The 16,017-nt window shown below is 56.3% G+C and carries 15 protein-coding genes and 1 tRNA gene; 6 read left to right on the forward strand and 10 right to left on the reverse strand.

The features are described 5' to 3' along the window. Window positions 1-74 precede the first annotated feature (74 nt). The 3 genes from HY751_04275 to HY751_04285 all read right to left on the reverse strand — a co-directional run bounded on the left by HY751_04275 (window position 75) and on the right by HY751_04285 (window position 1,689). Window positions 75-581: a hypothetical protein gene (locus tag HY751_04275; protein MBI4665610.1), complete on the reverse strand. Its 507-nt coding sequence runs from the start codon at window positions 579-581 to the stop codon at window positions 75-77. Window positions 582-640: 59 nt separating this feature from the next. Beyond that, window positions 641-1,147, reverse strand: a complete 507-nt coding sequence (locus HY751_04280; protein ID MBI4665611.1) for a twin-arginine translocation signal domain-containing protein — start codon at window positions 1,145-1,147, stop codon at window positions 641-643. Between the two features lie 449 nt (window positions 1,148-1,596). Further along, window positions 1,597-1,689: transfer RNA gene (locus tag HY751_04285), tRNA-Ser, on the reverse strand. 88 nt (window positions 1,690-1,777) lie between these two features. On the opposite strand from HY751_04285, the gene HY751_04290 reads away from it, so the two are divergent. Continuing rightward, window positions 1,778-2,254: an acyl-CoA thioesterase gene (locus HY751_04290; protein ID MBI4665612.1), complete on the forward strand. Its 477-nt coding sequence runs from the start codon at window positions 1,778-1,780 to the stop codon at window positions 2,252-2,254. A 99-nt stretch (window positions 2,255-2,353) separates the two neighbouring features. On the opposite strand, the gene HY751_04295 is transcribed toward HY751_04290, so the two are convergent. From HY751_04295 to HY751_04305, 3 genes are read right to left on the reverse strand one after another with little or no spacing between them, the layout of a single operon-like run. Then, window positions 2,354-2,704, reverse strand: coding sequence for a hypothetical protein (locus HY751_04295; protein ID MBI4665613.1), 351 nt, complete (start codon window positions 2,702-2,704; stop codon window positions 2,354-2,356). 1 nt (window position 2,705) lies between these two features. Further along, a complete protein-coding gene (locus tag HY751_04300) occupies window positions 2,706-3,911 on the reverse strand; it encodes an ABC transporter permease (protein MBI4665614.1) in 1,206 nt (401 codons plus the stop codon). Continuing rightward, window positions 3,905-4,876 (reverse strand): ROK family protein, encoded by a 972-nt coding sequence (locus tag HY751_04305; GenBank protein MBI4665615.1) that lies wholly within the window; start codon window positions 4,874-4,876, stop codon window positions 3,905-3,907. Before HY751_04305 ends, HY751_04300 begins: the two co-directional genes overlap by 7 nt. 81 nt (window positions 4,877-4,957) lie before the next feature. Between HY751_04305 and truB the strand changes: the two genes are divergently transcribed. Together truB and HY751_04315 are read left to right on the forward strand one after the other, a co-directional pair. Further along, window positions 4,958-5,878 carry a tRNA pseudouridine(55) synthase TruB gene (gene truB, locus HY751_04310; GenBank protein ID MBI4665616.1) on the forward strand — a complete coding sequence of 307 codons (921 nt, stop codon included), beginning with the start codon at window positions 4,958-4,960 and terminating at the stop codon, window positions 5,876-5,878. A gap of 668 nt (window positions 5,879-6,546) precedes the next feature. Further along, complete coding sequence (locus HY751_04315) at window positions 6,547-6,918, forward strand: hypothetical protein (GenBank protein MBI4665617.1); 372 nt, start codon at window positions 6,547-6,549, stop codon at window positions 6,916-6,918. A gap of 47 nt (window positions 6,919-6,965) precedes the next feature. Here the strand turns inward: HY751_04315 and HY751_04320 are convergent, their stop codons facing one another. From HY751_04320 to rpsO, 3 genes are all read right to left on the reverse strand, one after another. Further along, the gene (locus tag HY751_04320; GenBank protein ID MBI4665618.1) at window positions 6,966-8,276 is read right to left on the reverse strand and encodes an insulinase family protein; all 1,311 of its coding nucleotides are present in this window, start codon (window positions 8,274-8,276) and stop codon (window positions 6,966-6,968) included. After that, window positions 8,191-10,422: a polyribonucleotide nucleotidyltransferase gene (pnp, locus tag HY751_04325; protein ID MBI4665619.1), complete on the reverse strand. Its 2,232-nt coding sequence runs from the start codon at window positions 10,420-10,422 to the stop codon at window positions 8,191-8,193. The genes HY751_04320 and pnp overlap by 86 nt, the downstream gene beginning before the upstream one ends. A gap of 149 nt (window positions 10,423-10,571) precedes the next feature. After that, window positions 10,572-10,841 (reverse strand): 30S ribosomal protein S15, encoded by a 270-nt coding sequence (gene rpsO / locus HY751_04330; GenBank protein MBI4665620.1) that lies wholly within the window; start codon window positions 10,839-10,841, stop codon window positions 10,572-10,574. A 334-nt stretch (window positions 10,842-11,175) separates the two neighbouring features. Between rpsO and HY751_04335 the strand changes: the two genes are divergently transcribed. The 3 genes from HY751_04335 to HY751_04345 all read left to right on the forward strand — a co-directional run bounded on the left by HY751_04335 (window position 11,176) and on the right by HY751_04345 (window position 15,069). Further along, window positions 11,176-11,757: a polyisoprenoid-binding protein gene (locus HY751_04335; GenBank protein ID MBI4665621.1), complete on the forward strand. Its 582-nt coding sequence runs from the start codon at window positions 11,176-11,178 to the stop codon at window positions 11,755-11,757. A 523-nt stretch (window positions 11,758-12,280) separates the two neighbouring features. Beyond that, the gene (gene lysS / locus HY751_04340) at window positions 12,281-13,858 is read left to right on the forward strand and encodes a lysine--tRNA ligase (GenBank protein MBI4665622.1); all 1,578 of its coding nucleotides are present in this window, start codon (window positions 12,281-12,283) and stop codon (window positions 13,856-13,858) included. Window positions 13,859-14,586: 728 nt separating this feature from the next. Continuing rightward, on the forward strand, window positions 14,587-15,069 hold the full coding sequence (locus tag HY751_04345; protein ID MBI4665623.1) for a CBS domain-containing protein: 483 nt from the start codon (window positions 14,587-14,589) through the stop codon (window positions 15,067-15,069). A 26-nt stretch (window positions 15,070-15,095) separates the two neighbouring features. On the opposite strand, the gene HY751_04350 is transcribed toward HY751_04345, so the two are convergent. Then, window positions 15,096-16,016, reverse strand: coding sequence for a response regulator transcription factor (locus HY751_04350; protein MBI4665624.1), 921 nt, complete (start codon window positions 16,014-16,016; stop codon window positions 15,096-15,098). Window position 16,017: the final 1 nt, after the last annotated feature.

Below are 16,017 nucleotides of genomic sequence, written 5' to 3' on the forward strand. Positions count from 1 at the left end.
CACTCCGGGGAAGAGCGCGCAATACGGACTGTCTGGTACGCGCCCTTCAGCCCCCCCTTCGCTCAAACCTTCCGTTACTGCTGTTCGTTAACGGGATCCGCCTGGGCGGCGGCGGTGCAACAACAGCATGGCGCGGTGCTACAACAACAACATGCTACTGTGTCCATGACGGATGGGTCGTATCCTCCCGTTCGGGCCATGCGCGACCCGCTTGCGCCGTTGGTACCGTAGTAATTGTCGAACGCGCTCTCTATTGATTCCAGATCGGCCACCGAAAGCGACTGGTAAATTGCGCTCCCGCCAAGCAAAGACGCGGTCTTGTACCTGTCGGACTCGCGAAGGTTGAGCAGGTCGCTTTTCGTCAACTGGGCGGCCGTTGCTGTAAGCAACGAGGCGCTGGCCGTGTCCATAAGGTCGCTTATGGCGGTAGAATCTGGCAACGTACCGCCGCCAGAGGCGGTCGTACTGCTGTCTGAACTTGAACAGGCGGCTCCAGCCGCCGCCCCCACCGCGATGGCCGCGGCGGTCTTCACGAAACCGGGATTTACGGTTTCACTCGTATCTTTCGTTTGATCGGACATTCCAGCCTCCTTGACCTGACCATCCTGACGTGACCCAGTCACCGGACGGACGGGGATTGTCAATCGCGCGCCGAATCGGCCTGGGCGGCGGCGGTGCAACAACAGCACGGCGCTGTGCTACAACAGCAACACGCGGTTGTGTCCATTACGGACGGGTCGTATCCGCCGGAACGGGCCATTCGGGCGCTGGATGAGCCGGGATAGGTGCCGTTTTGCATGTCAAAGGCTTCTTCGATGGATTGAAGATCCGCCACAGTCAGTTGCATGTGCGCCCCCGTAAGCAGGGAAGCGGTTTTATATTCGTCTGCCTGCCGCAGATTCAGAAGATCGGCTTTAGTAAGGGCGGCGGCGGTTGCGGTAAGCACTGAGGCGTTGGCGGCGTCCAGCAGGCTGGTAATGGGAGTGGAGTCCGGCAACGAGCCGCCACCGGAGGCGGTTTGCGCCAGAGCGGGCCTGCTGGAGCCTTCAGTGGCAAGCCCCGCTATCGCCCCCAGAGTTGTAACCGCGGCGGTTTTTATAAAATCGCGGCGACCGAAAGTTTTCCCCTCTTCATCTTTATTAGACATCCCCCTTCTCCTTATATGTATAGGATAGAAACCCTACCATTCGGCGCAGGACGATACGGCATGCCCTGATCATTGCGGTAAATTTATACAATATTAAATATATTGTCAATTATTAAAAATTTATTTTACGTGAAGGCTGGTGAGGTGGCGGAAAGTGGGGCCTAACTCATGAAACTATTTCGCCAATTCATTCTCATTTCATTTTTCAAACACCTGGGAAGCCTAATGCAATTCACGTTTGAAAATATGAACTATAACCAGCGGGAATCCATTCCCCATCCGCTTTTACGCGCTGTATTGACAGCCTCTAATGGTAGCTACTATCATCTTACGCACGGCATACCCCTGGAAAAAGAGGCGAAATTACCGCTATTACGAATTCATGATTTCACTGGCTAGATTTTAGGCGGGCTAGGAGAACCAACGCGCATAACTTTAAGGGACCGTTCTGGCGGAGAGAGAGGGATTCGAACCCTCGGTAAGGTTTTACCCCTACACACACTTAGCAGGCGTGCACCTTCGGCCAACTCGGTCATCTCTCCGGCGCGAACTCGGGATTATAGCACAACACCGGGCCTGGCAGTATATAATGGCCCGGTTTTTCATACAGTCAATAAATCAAAGGTAAAAATGAGCGACCAGTTGACCGGAAAGCCCATATCCGCCTCCCGCACGGTGATGAGCCAGCTTATGATGCCAAACGACGCCAACATGGCCGGATTCGTCCACGGCGGCGTTCTTCTATCCATCGCCGACAAGGTGGCGTATGTTTGCGCCTGCAGGCATTCGGGCAAATACTGCGTCACCGCGTCGGTGGACGAGGTGCATTTCCGCACGCCCGTCCATGTGGGGTCACTTGTATCCTTCCACGCCTCGGTGAACTGGGTGGGCAGGACTTCCATTGAGATAGGCATCCGCATCACCAGCGAGGAGATGACCACCGGCAATGTGGTCCACAGCAATTCCTGCTACTTCACCATGGTGGCGGTGGACGAAAACGGCAAACCATCGCCGGTGCCCGCGCTGATACTGGAGACCGGCGATGACAAACGGCGTAACGAACAGGCGAGAAAAAGAAGGGAATTGCGGTTACAGCACCGGGGGTGAGATTGTTCCGTGGTTGGCGCGACCTTAAGAACCGTGGTCAGCGACCACGGGGAAGCGTAAGCAAGACCAATGCACATTTAATATCATCCAGGTAATTATTTACACCCCCTCCCCCTCCGCGTCCGCGCCGTCCAGTCCCAGGGCGTAAACCATGCTATGGATCTCCACGGCAAACCAGTCCTTGAACATTTTCAGCGTGCGGTCTTTCGGCCAGTCCGATTCCTCTTCCCACCAGCCCGCAAGCTCCAACTCGAATATGATTTCGTAATCACCATAAACATGGTCCAGCGCGTCGTTCATGGAGTCGTATGATGGGATGATAAATGTCATGCAGTCTTCGCCCAACTGGGCCAGCGTAACACCCTTGACCGGATCGGGAAGCGCCTCCAGCCAGTCTAAAAACGGCTTCCTGGGTTTCACCACGGCCACCATGCCATCCACTACCCGCATACTATTCTCTCCTTAAAGCGTCCACGGGATTCAACTTGGAGGCTTTCCACGCAGGATACCATCCGAAGAAAATCCCCACGAACAACGCCACCGAGTAAGCCAATATAACTGATTGGGGCGACACATAAGTCTCCCATTGCGAAAACCGGCCGATCATGTGGGACACCCCGTAACCAAACAGGACGCCTATCACGCCCCCCACGCCGGACAATGTGGTGGACTCCACCAAAAACTGTTTGAGTATGTCGCTCCTGCGGGCCCCGATGGCCTTTCGAAGGCCTATTTCCCGGGTGCGCTCGGTAACCGTAACCAGCATGATGTTCATAATGCCGATGCCGCCGACCAATAGCGATATGGCCGCCGTGCCGCCCAGCAAATAGGTGAAGGTGCGGGTGATCTCCTCCATGGATTTTATGATTTCAAGCTGGCTACGCACATGGAAATCGTTTTCCTCACCCTCCATGAGGTGATGGCTTTTACGGAGAAGTTTCACCACATGGTCCATCACGTAGTCCATATCCTTTTCGTCCTGCACCTCTATGGCGATCTCGTTTATATACCGCACCCCCACCAGCCGCCGCTGGAAGGCGCTTATGGGGATCAATACCTGGTCGTCGGCGTTGTACCACCCCATCTCCCCTTTCTCCGCCATAATGGCCACAACCTGGAAGTTGACGCCGTTTATCTTCACCATGTTCCCTATGGCGGGCAGGCCGCTGAAAAGTTTATCGGCCACTTCACTGCCCAGGGCCACAACGCGCCGCGCCCCGGCCACGTCCTGAGCCGTTATGAACCGGCCGTCCCCCACGGCGAACCCCCGCGCCTCCAGGTATTCCGGCGTCACGCCGATTATGTTGGTGGCGGTGTTTCGGGCGAAATATTTTATCTGCGCGTTCTGGTACACCGACGGGGCCACGTAGCGTATGCCGGCCACATGTTTTTTCACAAGCTCGGCGTCGTCCAGCGTCAGGGTTTGGGCGGGCGCCCGGCGCACATGTCCCCGCTCCAGAAGGCCGGGCCGCACGATTAACAGGTTTGTTCCAAGGTTTTTTATCTTGCCCACCACGTCCCGCTTGGCGCCTTCGCCCAGGGACACCATCGCCACAACCGACGCCACGCCAATGATGACCCCCAGCATGGTGAGCAACGACCTTGTGAGCGCTCCGCGAATCTCCCGCAGGGCGACTTTAATGATAATCTTCAGCATATTCCCGCTGATTTCATGGCGATCCTGGCGGCGCCCAAAATGCCCGCGTCATCGCCCAACGCGGCTTTGGTTATTTTCAATTTTGTCTCGTTGAGGGTGTAGGCCATTTTTAAAGCTTCACGCCGCATGCCCGGCTCTATAAATGCCAGGGCCTCTGCCATTCCGCCGCCTATAACCACATTGGCCACGTCCAGCGTGAGCGCCACGGCTGATAATATCCGGCCAAGACACGCGCCAGCCTCGTCGAAGATTTCGCGGCACAGCGGGTCGCCCTCCCCGGCGCCACGGGCTAAAAGCCTGGCGTCCACTTTCCCCACGAAATCTCCGGCGGCGGTCCGGATCCAGATGGCGTCGTTCTCGTAAAACCTTTCGTGCGCGGTTTTCATCACGCCGCTGGCCGAGGCGTAAGCTTCAACGCAACCGTCCCGTCCACATCCGCAAACTCTACCGGGCTTGCCCGAAGGCAGATGCCCCAGCTCCCCCGCCATGCCGGACGAGCCATGCCACACCTGCCTATTGAGGACTATCGCCCCGCCAACCCCGGTGCCAAGGGTGAGCATCGAAAAGTTTTCCCATTCAGCGGCGGCGCCTATCCACCCTTCGCCTGCGGCGGCGGCGTTTGCGTCGTTCTCAAGATACGCTGGAACAGCCACCATGGCGCTTAAATCTTCCGCCACTTTCGCGTTTATCCAGCCCGGCAGGTTCGGGGAGTATGTAACCACCCCCCGTTTAAAATCTATGGCACCGGGCACGGCCAGGCCAATGGCCACAGGCGCGAAGCCGGAAACGCCCATCACGGTTTTCACGGATTCGGCTATCCGTTCAATAACGGAGCGGTACCCATCCTGCGCGCCGGTAGGGCGTTTATCCCGCGCCAGCGTACTCCCTTCCGCCGACACAATGGCGGAGCGGATATTGGTCCCGCCCAGGTCCACCCCTATAACAAGCCTACGGTTTCCCATCATTTTTCCACGCCGGATTATAATTAAGCCATGCATTCCAGCCGACTCTGATATAGAATATACACTTTTTGGCTGAATTCGGACATGGAACGGATAGAAGGTTTCTTAATTATAGACAAGCCGCAGGGCATTACCTCCGCCGACGTGGTGCGGGTGGTGAAAAAAGCCCTGAAGGTTAAAAAGGTGGGTTACATCGGCACGCTGGACCCTATCGCCACCGGGGTATTGCCCGTGGGCATAGGCAGGGCCACAAAGGTGTTCCCGTTCCTGGAAAAGATGGACAAGGTGTACGAAGCCACCATGACCTTGGGCTCCGCCACCGACACCCAGGACAGCACCGGCGCAGTTACCAGCCAGGCCGATCCTTCGGGCATAACCGATGAGATGGTGAAAGAGGCCATGGCCGGGTTTACGGGGGAGATCCAGCAAATACCCCCCATGTACTCCGCCAAGAAGATAGACGGCGAAAGACTTTACGACCTGGCCCGGCAAGGCATAACCGTGGAACGCAAACCGGTTACCGCCCACATCAAGGAGCTTTCCTTCATAAGCAAGGAAGGGAACGTGGTAAGGTTCACCGCGAAAGTCTCCACCGGGTCATATATACGCACGCTGTGTAACGACATCGGCGAAAAACTTGGGGTTTACGCCCATCTTTCCGGCCTTATCCGCGCCGCCACCGGCCATTTCACGCTGGAGAATTCCATCCCGCTGGATGAGTTGAAGGAAGGCGGGTTTGAAAAGGCCCAGGAGCGGATACTTTCTTTGTCCGACGGGCTTTCGAACCTTTCAAAGGCCGTGGTTATCGCCCATGCTGTTGACCGGTTGAGGAACGGCATGCCCGTGTCCGTATCGGAAGTGGCCACGTATGAAGACGCGCCTGGAACCGGATATGTGCGCATTGTGAATAAAACCGGTGAGCTTATGGCCATCGGCATGAAGACCGGCATCCCTATGGCAGGGTTCCCGTTCACCACAATCCAGCCGAAAAAGGTTTTGCTGTAACAACGAGCCGCCGGGGAGTGGACTGCACCACTGGTTTGAGTCGCTGGTGATGTACAAATCTTCGAGATGCTTCGCTCCGCTCAGCATGACAACAACAGATGCCTTTGAGAGTCATGTCATTCTGAGCGTCAGCAAAGAATCTCCACAACTAACCCCCCCTCAAATGGTTCGACAGCCGTTTTCGCTACGCCGGGGTCGCCCGACCCCGGTTTTCAGCGCACAAGACAGCGCCCGTGGTCCGGCGACCACAGGGAAGCAATATGCCATCCCTGGCATTGTCAGGCTGAGCCCTTCGGCTCCGCTCAGGACAAGCTCTGCCGAAGCCTGCCTGAGGAGCGCATTATCCGTCATGGTTCGTGGCTCGACAACCTCGCCATGACAGGCTTGTATGGTTTGACACCATGACAATTAAGCGTGTCACCCTCCCCTGCCCCTCCCATCGAAGGGAGGGGGCGCAGAGCAGAATCAGGGGTCAACATCGGTGTATGCGGTGGTAGATTGTTCGGCCTTTTTGCCAGGTGGGGCATTCTTCGCATCACGGGAAATTGGTGTTGGTGAAGAGCCCTGGGTGAAGGAAAAACCGGACAGCGGAGAAAAGCATTGACATGAAAATAAATTAGTATAATTTAGCAATACTATTAATATTAACAGGGAGGACGGCCGTGGCCTTGCACATCGTAAACGGGATTGTGACAACAAACAGACAGTCTGGGGCGGTACTAATAGACCTTTTTACCAACAGGTTGCAATCGGGTGATGGAAGCATAGACCCCCAGGGAGAAGACAGCAATGTTATAAAGTATGGCTATTCCGGGTCATGCAAAGGGTTCAAATCAATATCGAAGACCGTATCTATAAGATGGGCCCGCTTATATGACACCACGGGGGGTGGAGGTCACTCTGAAGGCTGGAATATAAATGACCGGATTATAGACAAAAGAAACCTGGAAATATCATGGGAAACAGCTGGTTCGGCGGAGCTTAAAGAGATATCTTACATGGTCATAGCTGAGGTGGATGATGGGGCTCATGCTCACTAAAATGGCCCCCCAAAAAGCGAAGGTGTTGCGGGGCGGATAAGTTTTAATCAAACCCTCAGCTTGGCTTTTTTCCAGCGGGATATTGGGCCGAGGGCGAGCACCGTATAGGCGCCGTCTTTAAGTATTCCCTCGGCCAAACCGTTCACTTTTTCGGGGGTCACGTCCTCTATCTCGCTTATCATCTCTTCGTGGGTAAGGGCGGTGTTAAGGTACATTTTCTGGCTGGCCATCTGGTACATCCGGGACGAGGGGGACTCGAACGACATCTTCAACCCGCGAAGATGCATCTTCTTCGCGCGCGCCACTTCTTCCTCGCCGGGCGGCTCTTTTAACAGCCTGCTCAGCTCGCCGTGCAGGGCTGTCCACATTTTCTCCAGAAACTGGGGCGAGCAGGCGACGTAAACGCCGAATATGCCCGTTTCCACAAACTGGTCGAAAAAGCTGTGGATGGAATATGCCAGGCCCATCTCCTCGCGGATCTTCTGGAACAGCCGGGATGAAGCGCCGCCGCCAAGGACGGTGTTTAAAATCGCCAGCTCGTTCCGTCTTTCGTCCGCCATGGAAAGGCCCGGCCCGGCCATGATGAGATGCGCCTGTTCCAGCGGGCGTTTTATAACGTTCACCGTGTTTTTGGTGACCAGTTCCGGGAACGAGCGGGAGGCTATCCCCTGGGGCAACCCTCCAAAATATTTATCCACCAGTTGCGCAAGCGCGCCAATCTCCACCCCGCCGCTGGCGGTAACCAGCATGAACGGGGGGCGGTAATAACGCTCCCGCGCGTCTTGAAGGTCCTTTTTGGTTATGGATTTTACTGTACCCACGGTTCCTGTTATCAGCCTGCCCAACGGGTGGCCGCTCCACCGGGTGGGGTAAAGCTGGTCGAAAATGTTTTCGGCGGGGCTGTCTTCCCCCATCTTGATTTCTTCGAGGATCACATGCCGCTCCCGCTCAACCTCGTCGTCGGGGAATACGGAGTTGAGCATGATGTCCGCCACCAGGTCGAAAGTCTGCTCAAGGTTCTCGGCCAGGACATGGGCGGAGTAGCAGGTATATTCGCGGGTGGTAAAGGCGTCCACATGGCCGCCAAGTTCGTCTATCTCAACGTTTATGGAGCGGGCATCGCGCCGGAGGGTGCCCTTGAAAACCAGATGCTCAAGGAAATGGAAAAGCCCAGCTTTCTCCGCCGTCTCATCGCGGGATCCGGCGTTTATCCAGATCCCGAACGAAACGGAGCGGAAAAAACTGTTAGTTTCGCAAATTACGGGGATGCCGTTAACGGCGGTTGAATCTATCACCCCGTCCGCCGCCACCGCCGCCGCGGCTGTCCCTATGGCCGCCGGGGCGCCTTTCCCGGTCACCCGATGGCCGCCGGGGCGCGCGTTCGCCGCCTTCGCCCTCTTCGCCGCCCTCTTCACCGGCCATAGCCTCGCGGCGTGACAGCCGGATTTTACCGGACGGGTCAATCTCCAGCACTTTCACCAGCAGTTCCTCGCCCAGCGAAAGCACGTCGTTCACCGACCCGACGCGGTAGTTGGCCAGTTCGCTGATGTGGCAAAGCCCCTCGGTGCCGGGGAAAATTTCTATGAACGCGCCGAAATCCACGATCCGTTTCACGGTTCCCATGTAAATCTTGCCGGGCACCGCTTCCTGGGTTATGGAGTTGACCAGACGCAGGGCATGGTTCAGCTGGTCCCCATTGGTGGAGGCTATGATAACCGAGCCGTCGTCTTCTATGTCTATCTGGCAACCGGTTTCCGCCACGATGCCGCGGATAACTTTGCCGCCCGGCCCGATGAGCGCGCCCACCTTTTCCGGGTTGATCTTGATGGTATGGATGCGCGGGGCGTTGCGGTTAAGCTCCGAGCGATGGGTGGACAGGGCCTCGTTCATCTTGTTGAGGATGTGCATCCTGCCTTCCCGGGCCTGTTCCAGCGCCTGGCGCATAATGTCCACCGCAAGGCCGCCTTCAATCTTGATGTCCATCTGCACGGCGGTGATACCATTGCGGGTACCGGCCACCTTGAAATCCATATCGCCCAAGGCGTCTTCCATGCCCAGGATGTCGGAAAGGATGGCAACCCTGTCGCCCTCTTTCACAAGGCCCATGGCTATGCCGGCCACCGCGCCCTTTATGGGGACGCCCGCGTCCATAAGGCTCAACGAAGCGCCGCAAACCGAGGCCATGGAAGATGAACCGTTGGACTCCAGTATTTCAGACACCACCCGGACGGTGTAAGGGAACTGCTCCTGGGTAGGCACCACAGGCTCGATAGCCCGTTCCGCCAGAGCGCCGTGCCCAATCTCGCGCCTGCCGGGGCCGGAAAGGCGTTTCACCTCGCCCACGCAGAAGGGGGGGAAGTTATAGTGGAGCATGAACCGGCGGATGACTTTGCCTTCCAGCCTGTCCTGCATAAGCTCGTCCTGCCCGGTGCCTAGCGTGGTGGTGACCAGCGCCTGGGTTTCGCCACGGGTGAAAAGCGCCGAACCATGGGTGCGGGGCAGAGCGTCCACCGCTATGGTGATGTCGCGGATATCTTTTGTGCCGCGGCTGTCGGCGCGAAGGCCTTCTTCCAAGATCATGTGGCGCACGAACCGCGCCTGGAACGCCTCGAAGGCGCTTTTAAGGGAAGCGGCGCGGCCCGCGTCTTCAACGCCGCCGAGAATCTCCGTTATCAGGGTTTTGCGGTAATCTTTTATGGCTTTTGAGCGCTCATGTTTACCCTTGGTGAGAAGGGCTTCGCGGTATTTGGCGCGGTCCACCCTCTGCTCGATAAGCGCCTCGTCCTCGTTCACCGCGGGCGCGGCCACTTCCATCTTGGTTTTGCCAGCCCTGGCGGCCAGATCTTTTTGCATTGCGCACAGTTTCTTCACCCAGCCATGGGCGAACTCCAGCGCCGCCACCAGGTCTTCCTCGGAAATCTCGGAGCCGCCGCCTTCCACCATCACCAGCGAATCCTCGGTGCCGGAGACGATAAGGTTCATGTCCGACTCGGCCACCTGTTTCAACGTGGGGTTCACCACAAGCTGTCCGCCAACCCGGCCCACCCGCACACCCGCCAGCGGGGTAAAGAATGGGAGGGGGGAGATCATAAGACAGGCCGAAGCGGCAGTGATGCTCAACATCTCGGTGTCATGCTCATAGTCGAAAGAGAGCGGGTGGATGATAACCTGCGTCTCATTGCCGTAGCCTTCGGCGAACATGGGGCGCACGCTTCTGTCCACCAGGCGGGAGATCAGCGTCTCCCTGTCCGACGGCCTGGTTTCGCGTTTGAAGAACCCGCCGGGTATCCTGCCAGCGGCGGCTATCCTGTCCCGGTAATCCACAGTGAGGGGAAGAAAATCCCCCAGGCCTTCCCGGGGGCTGTCTTCGGCGGATACGGTGGAGAGGATAATGGTTTCCTCATATCCCACCACAACGGAGCCCGCCGCCTGTCTTGCCAGGACGCCTGTTTCTATAAACAGCGTTTTATCGCCTATTTGTAACTCTACTCTTTCTGCCTGCATTTTCTGTTTCCTTTTTCGTGTGTGATTCGCCCAAGCGGGGTTAGCCGTGCGAGTGTGGATGGGCGGAAGCCTTGGCGCGGGATTTTACTAAACCCGCGCGCGGCAATATGGTGGTGTGACGCCGGCATTCGCCCCGAAGGGAGGCCCGGCTACCTGCGGATGCCAAGAGCCTCTATTATGGCCTTGTACCGCTCGAACCTGGTTTTCTTTATGTAGTCCAGCAAACGCCTGCGCTGGCTGACCATTTTAAGAAGGCCCAGGCGCGAATGATGGTCTTTCTTGTGGGTCTTGAAATGCTCCGTGAGGGTGTTTATCCGCTCGGAGAGAAGGGCTATCTGCACCTCCGGGGAGCCAGTGTCTGTTTCCTTGCCGCGGAATTTTTCGATTATTTCCGTCTTCCGCTCTTTCATAAGAGCCATGGTTTTTCCTTACCTCTGCTTGTGTCTTGTTTCTTTTTCCGTCTAGAATCCATTAATTCTATATAAACAGGCCACGGATTGCAAAATTTTTTTGGGATCCGGCGCATTGCGCAAGCTTGGTTAAGCCCGGCAGGCGTTTTTCCGGGCCACCCAACCTTAAAAAATGTAAAATGTCTCCATCCTGTTGAATGATTCCAGATACTTATAATATGTGTAATATCTTCCGGGACCTGGCCACTAATAAAGGTTAGCCTATGTGACTGGATTCACAAGGGCCTTCCATAAGACGCTGTTTTAGGGAAATATCGTAATCAACCCTTCTGGAGGTAATTATATGAAACGGTTCCTTATCGTCTCAGCAATGGCGCTGGCTATGGCCGCATCTTCTGCGCACGCCACAGGTTTCGAGGTGGACTCCGCCCATACCCGCGTCGGGTTCGCGGTGAAACACATGGTGATAAGCACGGTTCAGGGCGAGTTCGGAAAGTTCACCGGCTCCTTTGAGCTGGACGCCAAAGACCAGCTGACCCGGGCCGAGGGCAAAGTGGATATGACCAGCATAAACACCCGGGAACAGAAGCGGGACGACCATTTGAAAAGCCCGGATTTTTTCGACGCCCAGATGTACCCGGAAATGACGTTCGTCTCCAAAATGGTTACGGCCAAGGGCAAGAAATACACCGTGGTGGGCGACCTCACCATTAAAGGGGTCACAAAGAGGGTGACGCTGACCGGGGAGATGAACGGGCCCATAAAAGACATGATGGGAATGAAACGGGTTGGGTTTCACGCGGAAGGGACCATAAACCGGAAAGACTTCAACGTAAGTTTCCACAAGGCGCTGGAGACCGGAGCCCTGGTGGTGGACGATTTGGTCCAGATTGTCCTGGACGTGGAAGGGACCGCGAAAAACTAGGCTTAGCTATTATTGGCTGAACCCTGGTTGCGGCCACGGGGTAAGCCTCGTGTCACCCGTCGAAGGATGGCTACCACCCTTGTTGTCATGGTACGGCAGGCCATGACAAATGCAGGGAAGGAGTCCGGGTGAGAATATCCCCAATAGTGGGAACATTGTCATGCCGGGCTTGACCCGGCATCGGGGCTTCGTCCATTCCTCGTTGATGCCCTGATTCCGGCTCGCGCTACGCTTGGCCGGGATGACAAATGGCGCACCGCGAGTTTATCGAAGGGTGATATGGAACGAGCCGCAATAAAATGTTGCGCTTCACCGGGGGCGCCTGACCCCGGTCTTCTCCAATACGCACAGGAACCCGCGGTCGGGCGACCACGGGGAAGCGGCCTTGGAAGCATACATGCCCGAATCAAGATCCCCCACCCGGTGGGGGCATCACCCACATCACCCGGCGCCTCCGCTACTTTTCCTTCGATAGTGCTATAATCACCATCTTTTAATTAATCCCGGAACAGTAGCGATTCAGATGGAATATAAAGAGTGGCCATACGTTGAAGCCGCCCGGATTGTGGCGCGGCTTGAAAAGCTTGGCAGGAAAAAAGTGACCGTGGAGACCGGTTACGGCCCCTCCGGCCTGCCCCACATAGGCACCTTCGGCGAGGTGGCCCGCACATCCTTCGTGTTGCAGGCGCTTAAAACCATCGCGCCCGAGGTGGAAACCCATCTCATCGCTTTCTCAGACGATATGGACGGCCTGCGGGAGGCGCCCCAGAACGTGCCCAACCGCGAAATGCTAAAAGAGCATCTGGGCAAACCACTAACCTCCGTGCCGGACCCTTTCGGCGAGGAGCCTTCGTACGCCCATTACATGAATAAAAAGCTGAGGGAGTTTCTGGACTCCTTCGGGTTCACATACGAGTTCCGCTCTTCCACCGAGCAATACCGCTCCGGCGCGTTCAACGAGGCGCTGAAAGCCGTGATGGACAATTACGACGCCGTAAAAGAGCTTTTCACCGCCACCATAAGCGAGGACAAACGGGAGGCGTGGAGCCCGTTCTTCCCGGTCTGCGAAAATTGCGGCAGGATATACTCCACCCGCGTCACCGGTTACGACACGGCCGCATACACGGTCTCATACGCTTGCGACGCGCCCGCCGAGGGAAAATATAAAGCTTGCGGCCATCATGGTACGGTGAGCGTTTTAAACGGCACATGTAAAGTCGGCTGGAAGGTGGACTGGGCCTTGCGCTGGCGCGCCCTGGGCATAGACTACGAAATGCACGGCGAGGATTTGATGGAGTCCGGCAGGTTGTCCAGCCGCATCGTGAAACTATTGGGTGGCGAGCCGCCGGAACTTTTCAAATACGAGCTGTTCCTGGACGAGCAGGGGCGCAAAATATCGAAGAAAATCGGCAACGGCGTTTCCATAGACCAATGGCTACGCTACGGCCCGGTGGACTCGCTGTTGTACTTCATGTATCTAAAACCCCAGCAGACCAAGAAAATGGGCCTGCCGTTACTGCCGCAGATAATAGACCAGTACCTTGAGCTGGTGGGCGGGTACGACGGCACGCCGGATTCCCCTGCGCCTTTCGTGATGCGTCTCTCCAAAGGCGCCCACGCCGAGAAGGTGGAGGGAGGGAAGCTGGTGACCTACTCCATGATCTACGACCTGATACTGGCGCTGAAAGAGGACCATCCGGCCATAGTGCGGGACTATCTGTTGAAGTACCAGCCCTCCATCGCCGGGAACATACGCTATTACGACGAGCTAATCGAGAAAGCCCTCATATTTTACCGCGAGGTGTACCTGCCCCAGCACGTGGATGAGGAGCCGGGCAGGGAACTTGACGAGGCGCTTTCGGCCCTGCTTGCCGGGCTTGAGTCCATGAAAGCCTCCGGCGCCGCCGCCGAGGCCGACGCCATCCAGACCCTGGCGTTTACCGTGGCCAAGGAGCGGGAAATAAAAATGAAGGACTGGTTTAAAATCCTTTACCGGGTGTTCCTGCGCCAGTCTTCCGGGCCGAAGATAGGCAGTTTTGTGGCGCTACTGGGGTTCGACAAAGCCATCGAGAGATTGTCGAACCATTTAAAGGGGGCTTAGTTTAGTCCCGCATTGCCATCACCCTTCGACAGGCCATGACAAATGAAGGGAAAGGGTCCGAGGCTCGAACACATCGGACAGCGGGCCGCGGCGCGATATTAGGTGGTGTCCCAGTTTGAATCTCAAATAATAGACAGATTCTTCACTTCGCTTGCTCTTCGCCCAGGATGACAATACTATCAACGATTTGTATATTGTCATTCTGAGCGTAAGTGAAGAATCTCCCCTGTACTTTCAAACTGGGACACTACCCATTTTCCCATTAATTCGATTTTGGCCTCGGGCCGGATGGATCACGATATATTCCAACAGCCACCGGCTAAGGACCGTGGCCGGGCGACCACGGGGAAGCATTTAAAGGGCGACCCAGGCGTAGCGAAATGTAAACGTTCCCTTTGTATGTGACAATAAAAAACCGCAGGGAAGTTATTCCCCCGGGGCTGTTTCTATAAATGGAGTAATTGGGATCAGATCCTTAATCGTGACGTTTTCGCCGCTATTAAGTCGCTATAATTTCACCCGCCTGAAGCGTGGATACCACATTGGATCCCCCCTATATGCCAATTGAAACGGCAATCCCAACCCCCTGTTGACTACAAGAGACAAGTGAAGTAGATTCAAGGAAGAGCGATTACGCGGTGAGAGTGTTAGGGAACTTGCCGCAGGGCCGGACGCCGGTTAGGGCGCGCCGGAGAGTTTAGATAAAACGGCGTTCCGCCGGAACAGGTTTGAATACGAAATTACAGGAACAGCCCATGCCCAAAGCCAAAGACATAATGAGTTCGAACGTGCTTACTGTTTCGCCGGACATGTCGGTGAGGGAACTGGCGGCCAAACTGATGGAACGCAACGTTTCCGGCGCCCCGGTGCTGGACGATACCGGCAACCTTTTAGGCATCGTCACCGAAAGCGACCTGGTGGAACAAAGAAAACACCTTCACCTGCCCACGGTTGTCACCCTGTTCGACTCGGTGATGGCTTTCGAGGGGCATTTCGACCTGAAAACCCAGATGAAAAAGATGCTGGGCTCCAAAGTGGCGGACATCATGAGCGGTGAAGTGACCACCGTAAAAGAAGACGCCGACATGGAAGACATCGCCACCATCATGGCCGAGCAGAAAAGACATCTGATACCCGTGATGCGCGGGACTGCGGTGGTGGGCATTATAGGCAAGGCGGACATCGTCCGCGCCATAGTTAAAGGCAGTTAGCTTTAGCCGCTCACTACGGCGGCCCGTTAAAACCCGGCCAGCCTTTTCATTATGGGGCAGTTACCCTCATCGCATAAAACAAACGTGTACATAAACTCCTCCAGGGGGACAGTTTTGGCGTCTATCCCGCTGGGCTGGCCTTTGGCCGAAACGTACTGCAACCTTACTTTCTCCTGCCCTTCCACCTGCGTGGCCCAGTAACAGTTCTGCCCGCCGCCTATCACATTCACCTGTTCGTGATAATGCCCGTTTATCTGGCCGTCTATAAGTTGCGCCGTGGGTTCGCCCTCGGTGGAATATACTTTTTGCGTGGCCCGTCCATGGAACGAAACCCCGCCTGTGGATGGCGCTTTGCCGCCATTGCCAGGGGCGGGTTTGGACGGGGCTTTTACCGCGGCGGATTCCAATGAAACCGGTCTTGGCGCCGGTTTGTCCGCCGCTTTGGCGCCGGGTTTGGCCGCAGGCGCGGGGAAAGCGAAGGATTTTATTACCGGAGGCCTGCTGGAACCCACCAATGTTTCCACTTTGGCGTTCAGGGCTTCCTTGCTGAAAGGCTTCAACAAGGTTTCATTGGCCCCATGTTTTGAGGCCAACGCCAACGCCTCCGCGTTTTCCTTTGTGGTGGTGAAAAGCACCGCCAGCTGGTCCGGGGCGAACCGGCGCCGCAAGTCGAATAAAAACCGGGCCCCTGCCCCGCCGTCCAGCCCGGCGTCCAGCACCAGAAGGTCCAGATTGCAAACCTCCTTGGGAGCCGCGCCACCCAACAGGCCGGACATGCCAGCGTTGCTGGATACGTTGCTGTTTATGATCATTTCCGCATCGGCCCTTTTCGCGGCTTCGAACACGTTGGGATAGCCGAGCCTGTGCAGGAGTATGGAGATAACGTGGAGGCTTTTTTCGTCCGAATCGGCGATGAGTATCTTGGTCTCTTCTTTCGGCTTGGCCATG

It is taken from the genome of Nitrospinota bacterium, assembly GCA_016208975.1.
In the GTDB taxonomy this organism is placed as follows: Bacteria; Nitrospinota_A; UBA7883; order UBA7883; family JACRLM01; genus JACQXA01.

What these genes read in the sequence shown, in the direction of transcription:
- HY751_04275 (MBI4665610.1), bottom strand. Translation starts at nt 581, where the DNA reads ATGTCCGATCAAACGAAAGATACGAGTGAAACCGTAAATCCCGGTTTC.
- HY751_04280 (MBI4665611.1), bottom strand. Translation starts at nt 1,147, where the DNA reads ATGTCTAATAAAGATGAAGAGGGGAAAACTTTCGGTCGCCGCGATTTT.
- HY751_04290 (MBI4665612.1), top strand. Translation starts at nt 1,778, where the DNA reads ATGAGCGACCAGTTGACCGGAAAGCCCATATCCGCCTCCCGCACGGTG.
- HY751_04295 (MBI4665613.1), bottom strand. Translation starts at nt 2,704, where the DNA reads ATGCGGGTAGTGGATGGCATGGTGGCCGTGGTGAAACCCAGGAAGCCG.
- HY751_04300 (MBI4665614.1), bottom strand. Translation starts at nt 3,911, where the DNA reads ATGCTGAAGATTATCATTAAAGTCGCCCTGCGGGAGATTCGCGGAGCG.
- HY751_04305 (MBI4665615.1), bottom strand. Translation starts at nt 4,876, where the DNA reads ATGATGGGAAACCGTAGGCTTGTTATAGGGGTGGACCTGGGCGGGACC.
- truB (MBI4665616.1), top strand. Translation starts at nt 4,958, where the DNA reads ATGGAACGGATAGAAGGTTTCTTAATTATAGACAAGCCGCAGGGCATT.
- pnp (MBI4665619.1), bottom strand. Translation starts at nt 10,422, where the DNA reads ATGCAGGCAGAAAGAGTAGAGTTACAAATAGGCGATAAAACGCTGTTT.
- rpsO (MBI4665620.1), bottom strand. Translation starts at nt 10,841, where the DNA reads ATGGCTCTTATGAAAGAGCGGAAGACGGAAATAATCGAAAAATTCCGC.
- HY751_04335 (MBI4665621.1), top strand. Translation starts at nt 11,176, where the DNA reads ATGAAACGGTTCCTTATCGTCTCAGCAATGGCGCTGGCTATGGCCGCA.
- lysS (MBI4665622.1), top strand. Translation starts at nt 12,281, where the DNA reads ATGGAATATAAAGAGTGGCCATACGTTGAAGCCGCCCGGATTGTGGCG.
- HY751_04350 (MBI4665624.1), bottom strand. Translation starts at nt 16,016, where the DNA reads ATGGCCAAGCCGAAAGAAGAGACCAAGATACTCATCGCCGATTCGGAC.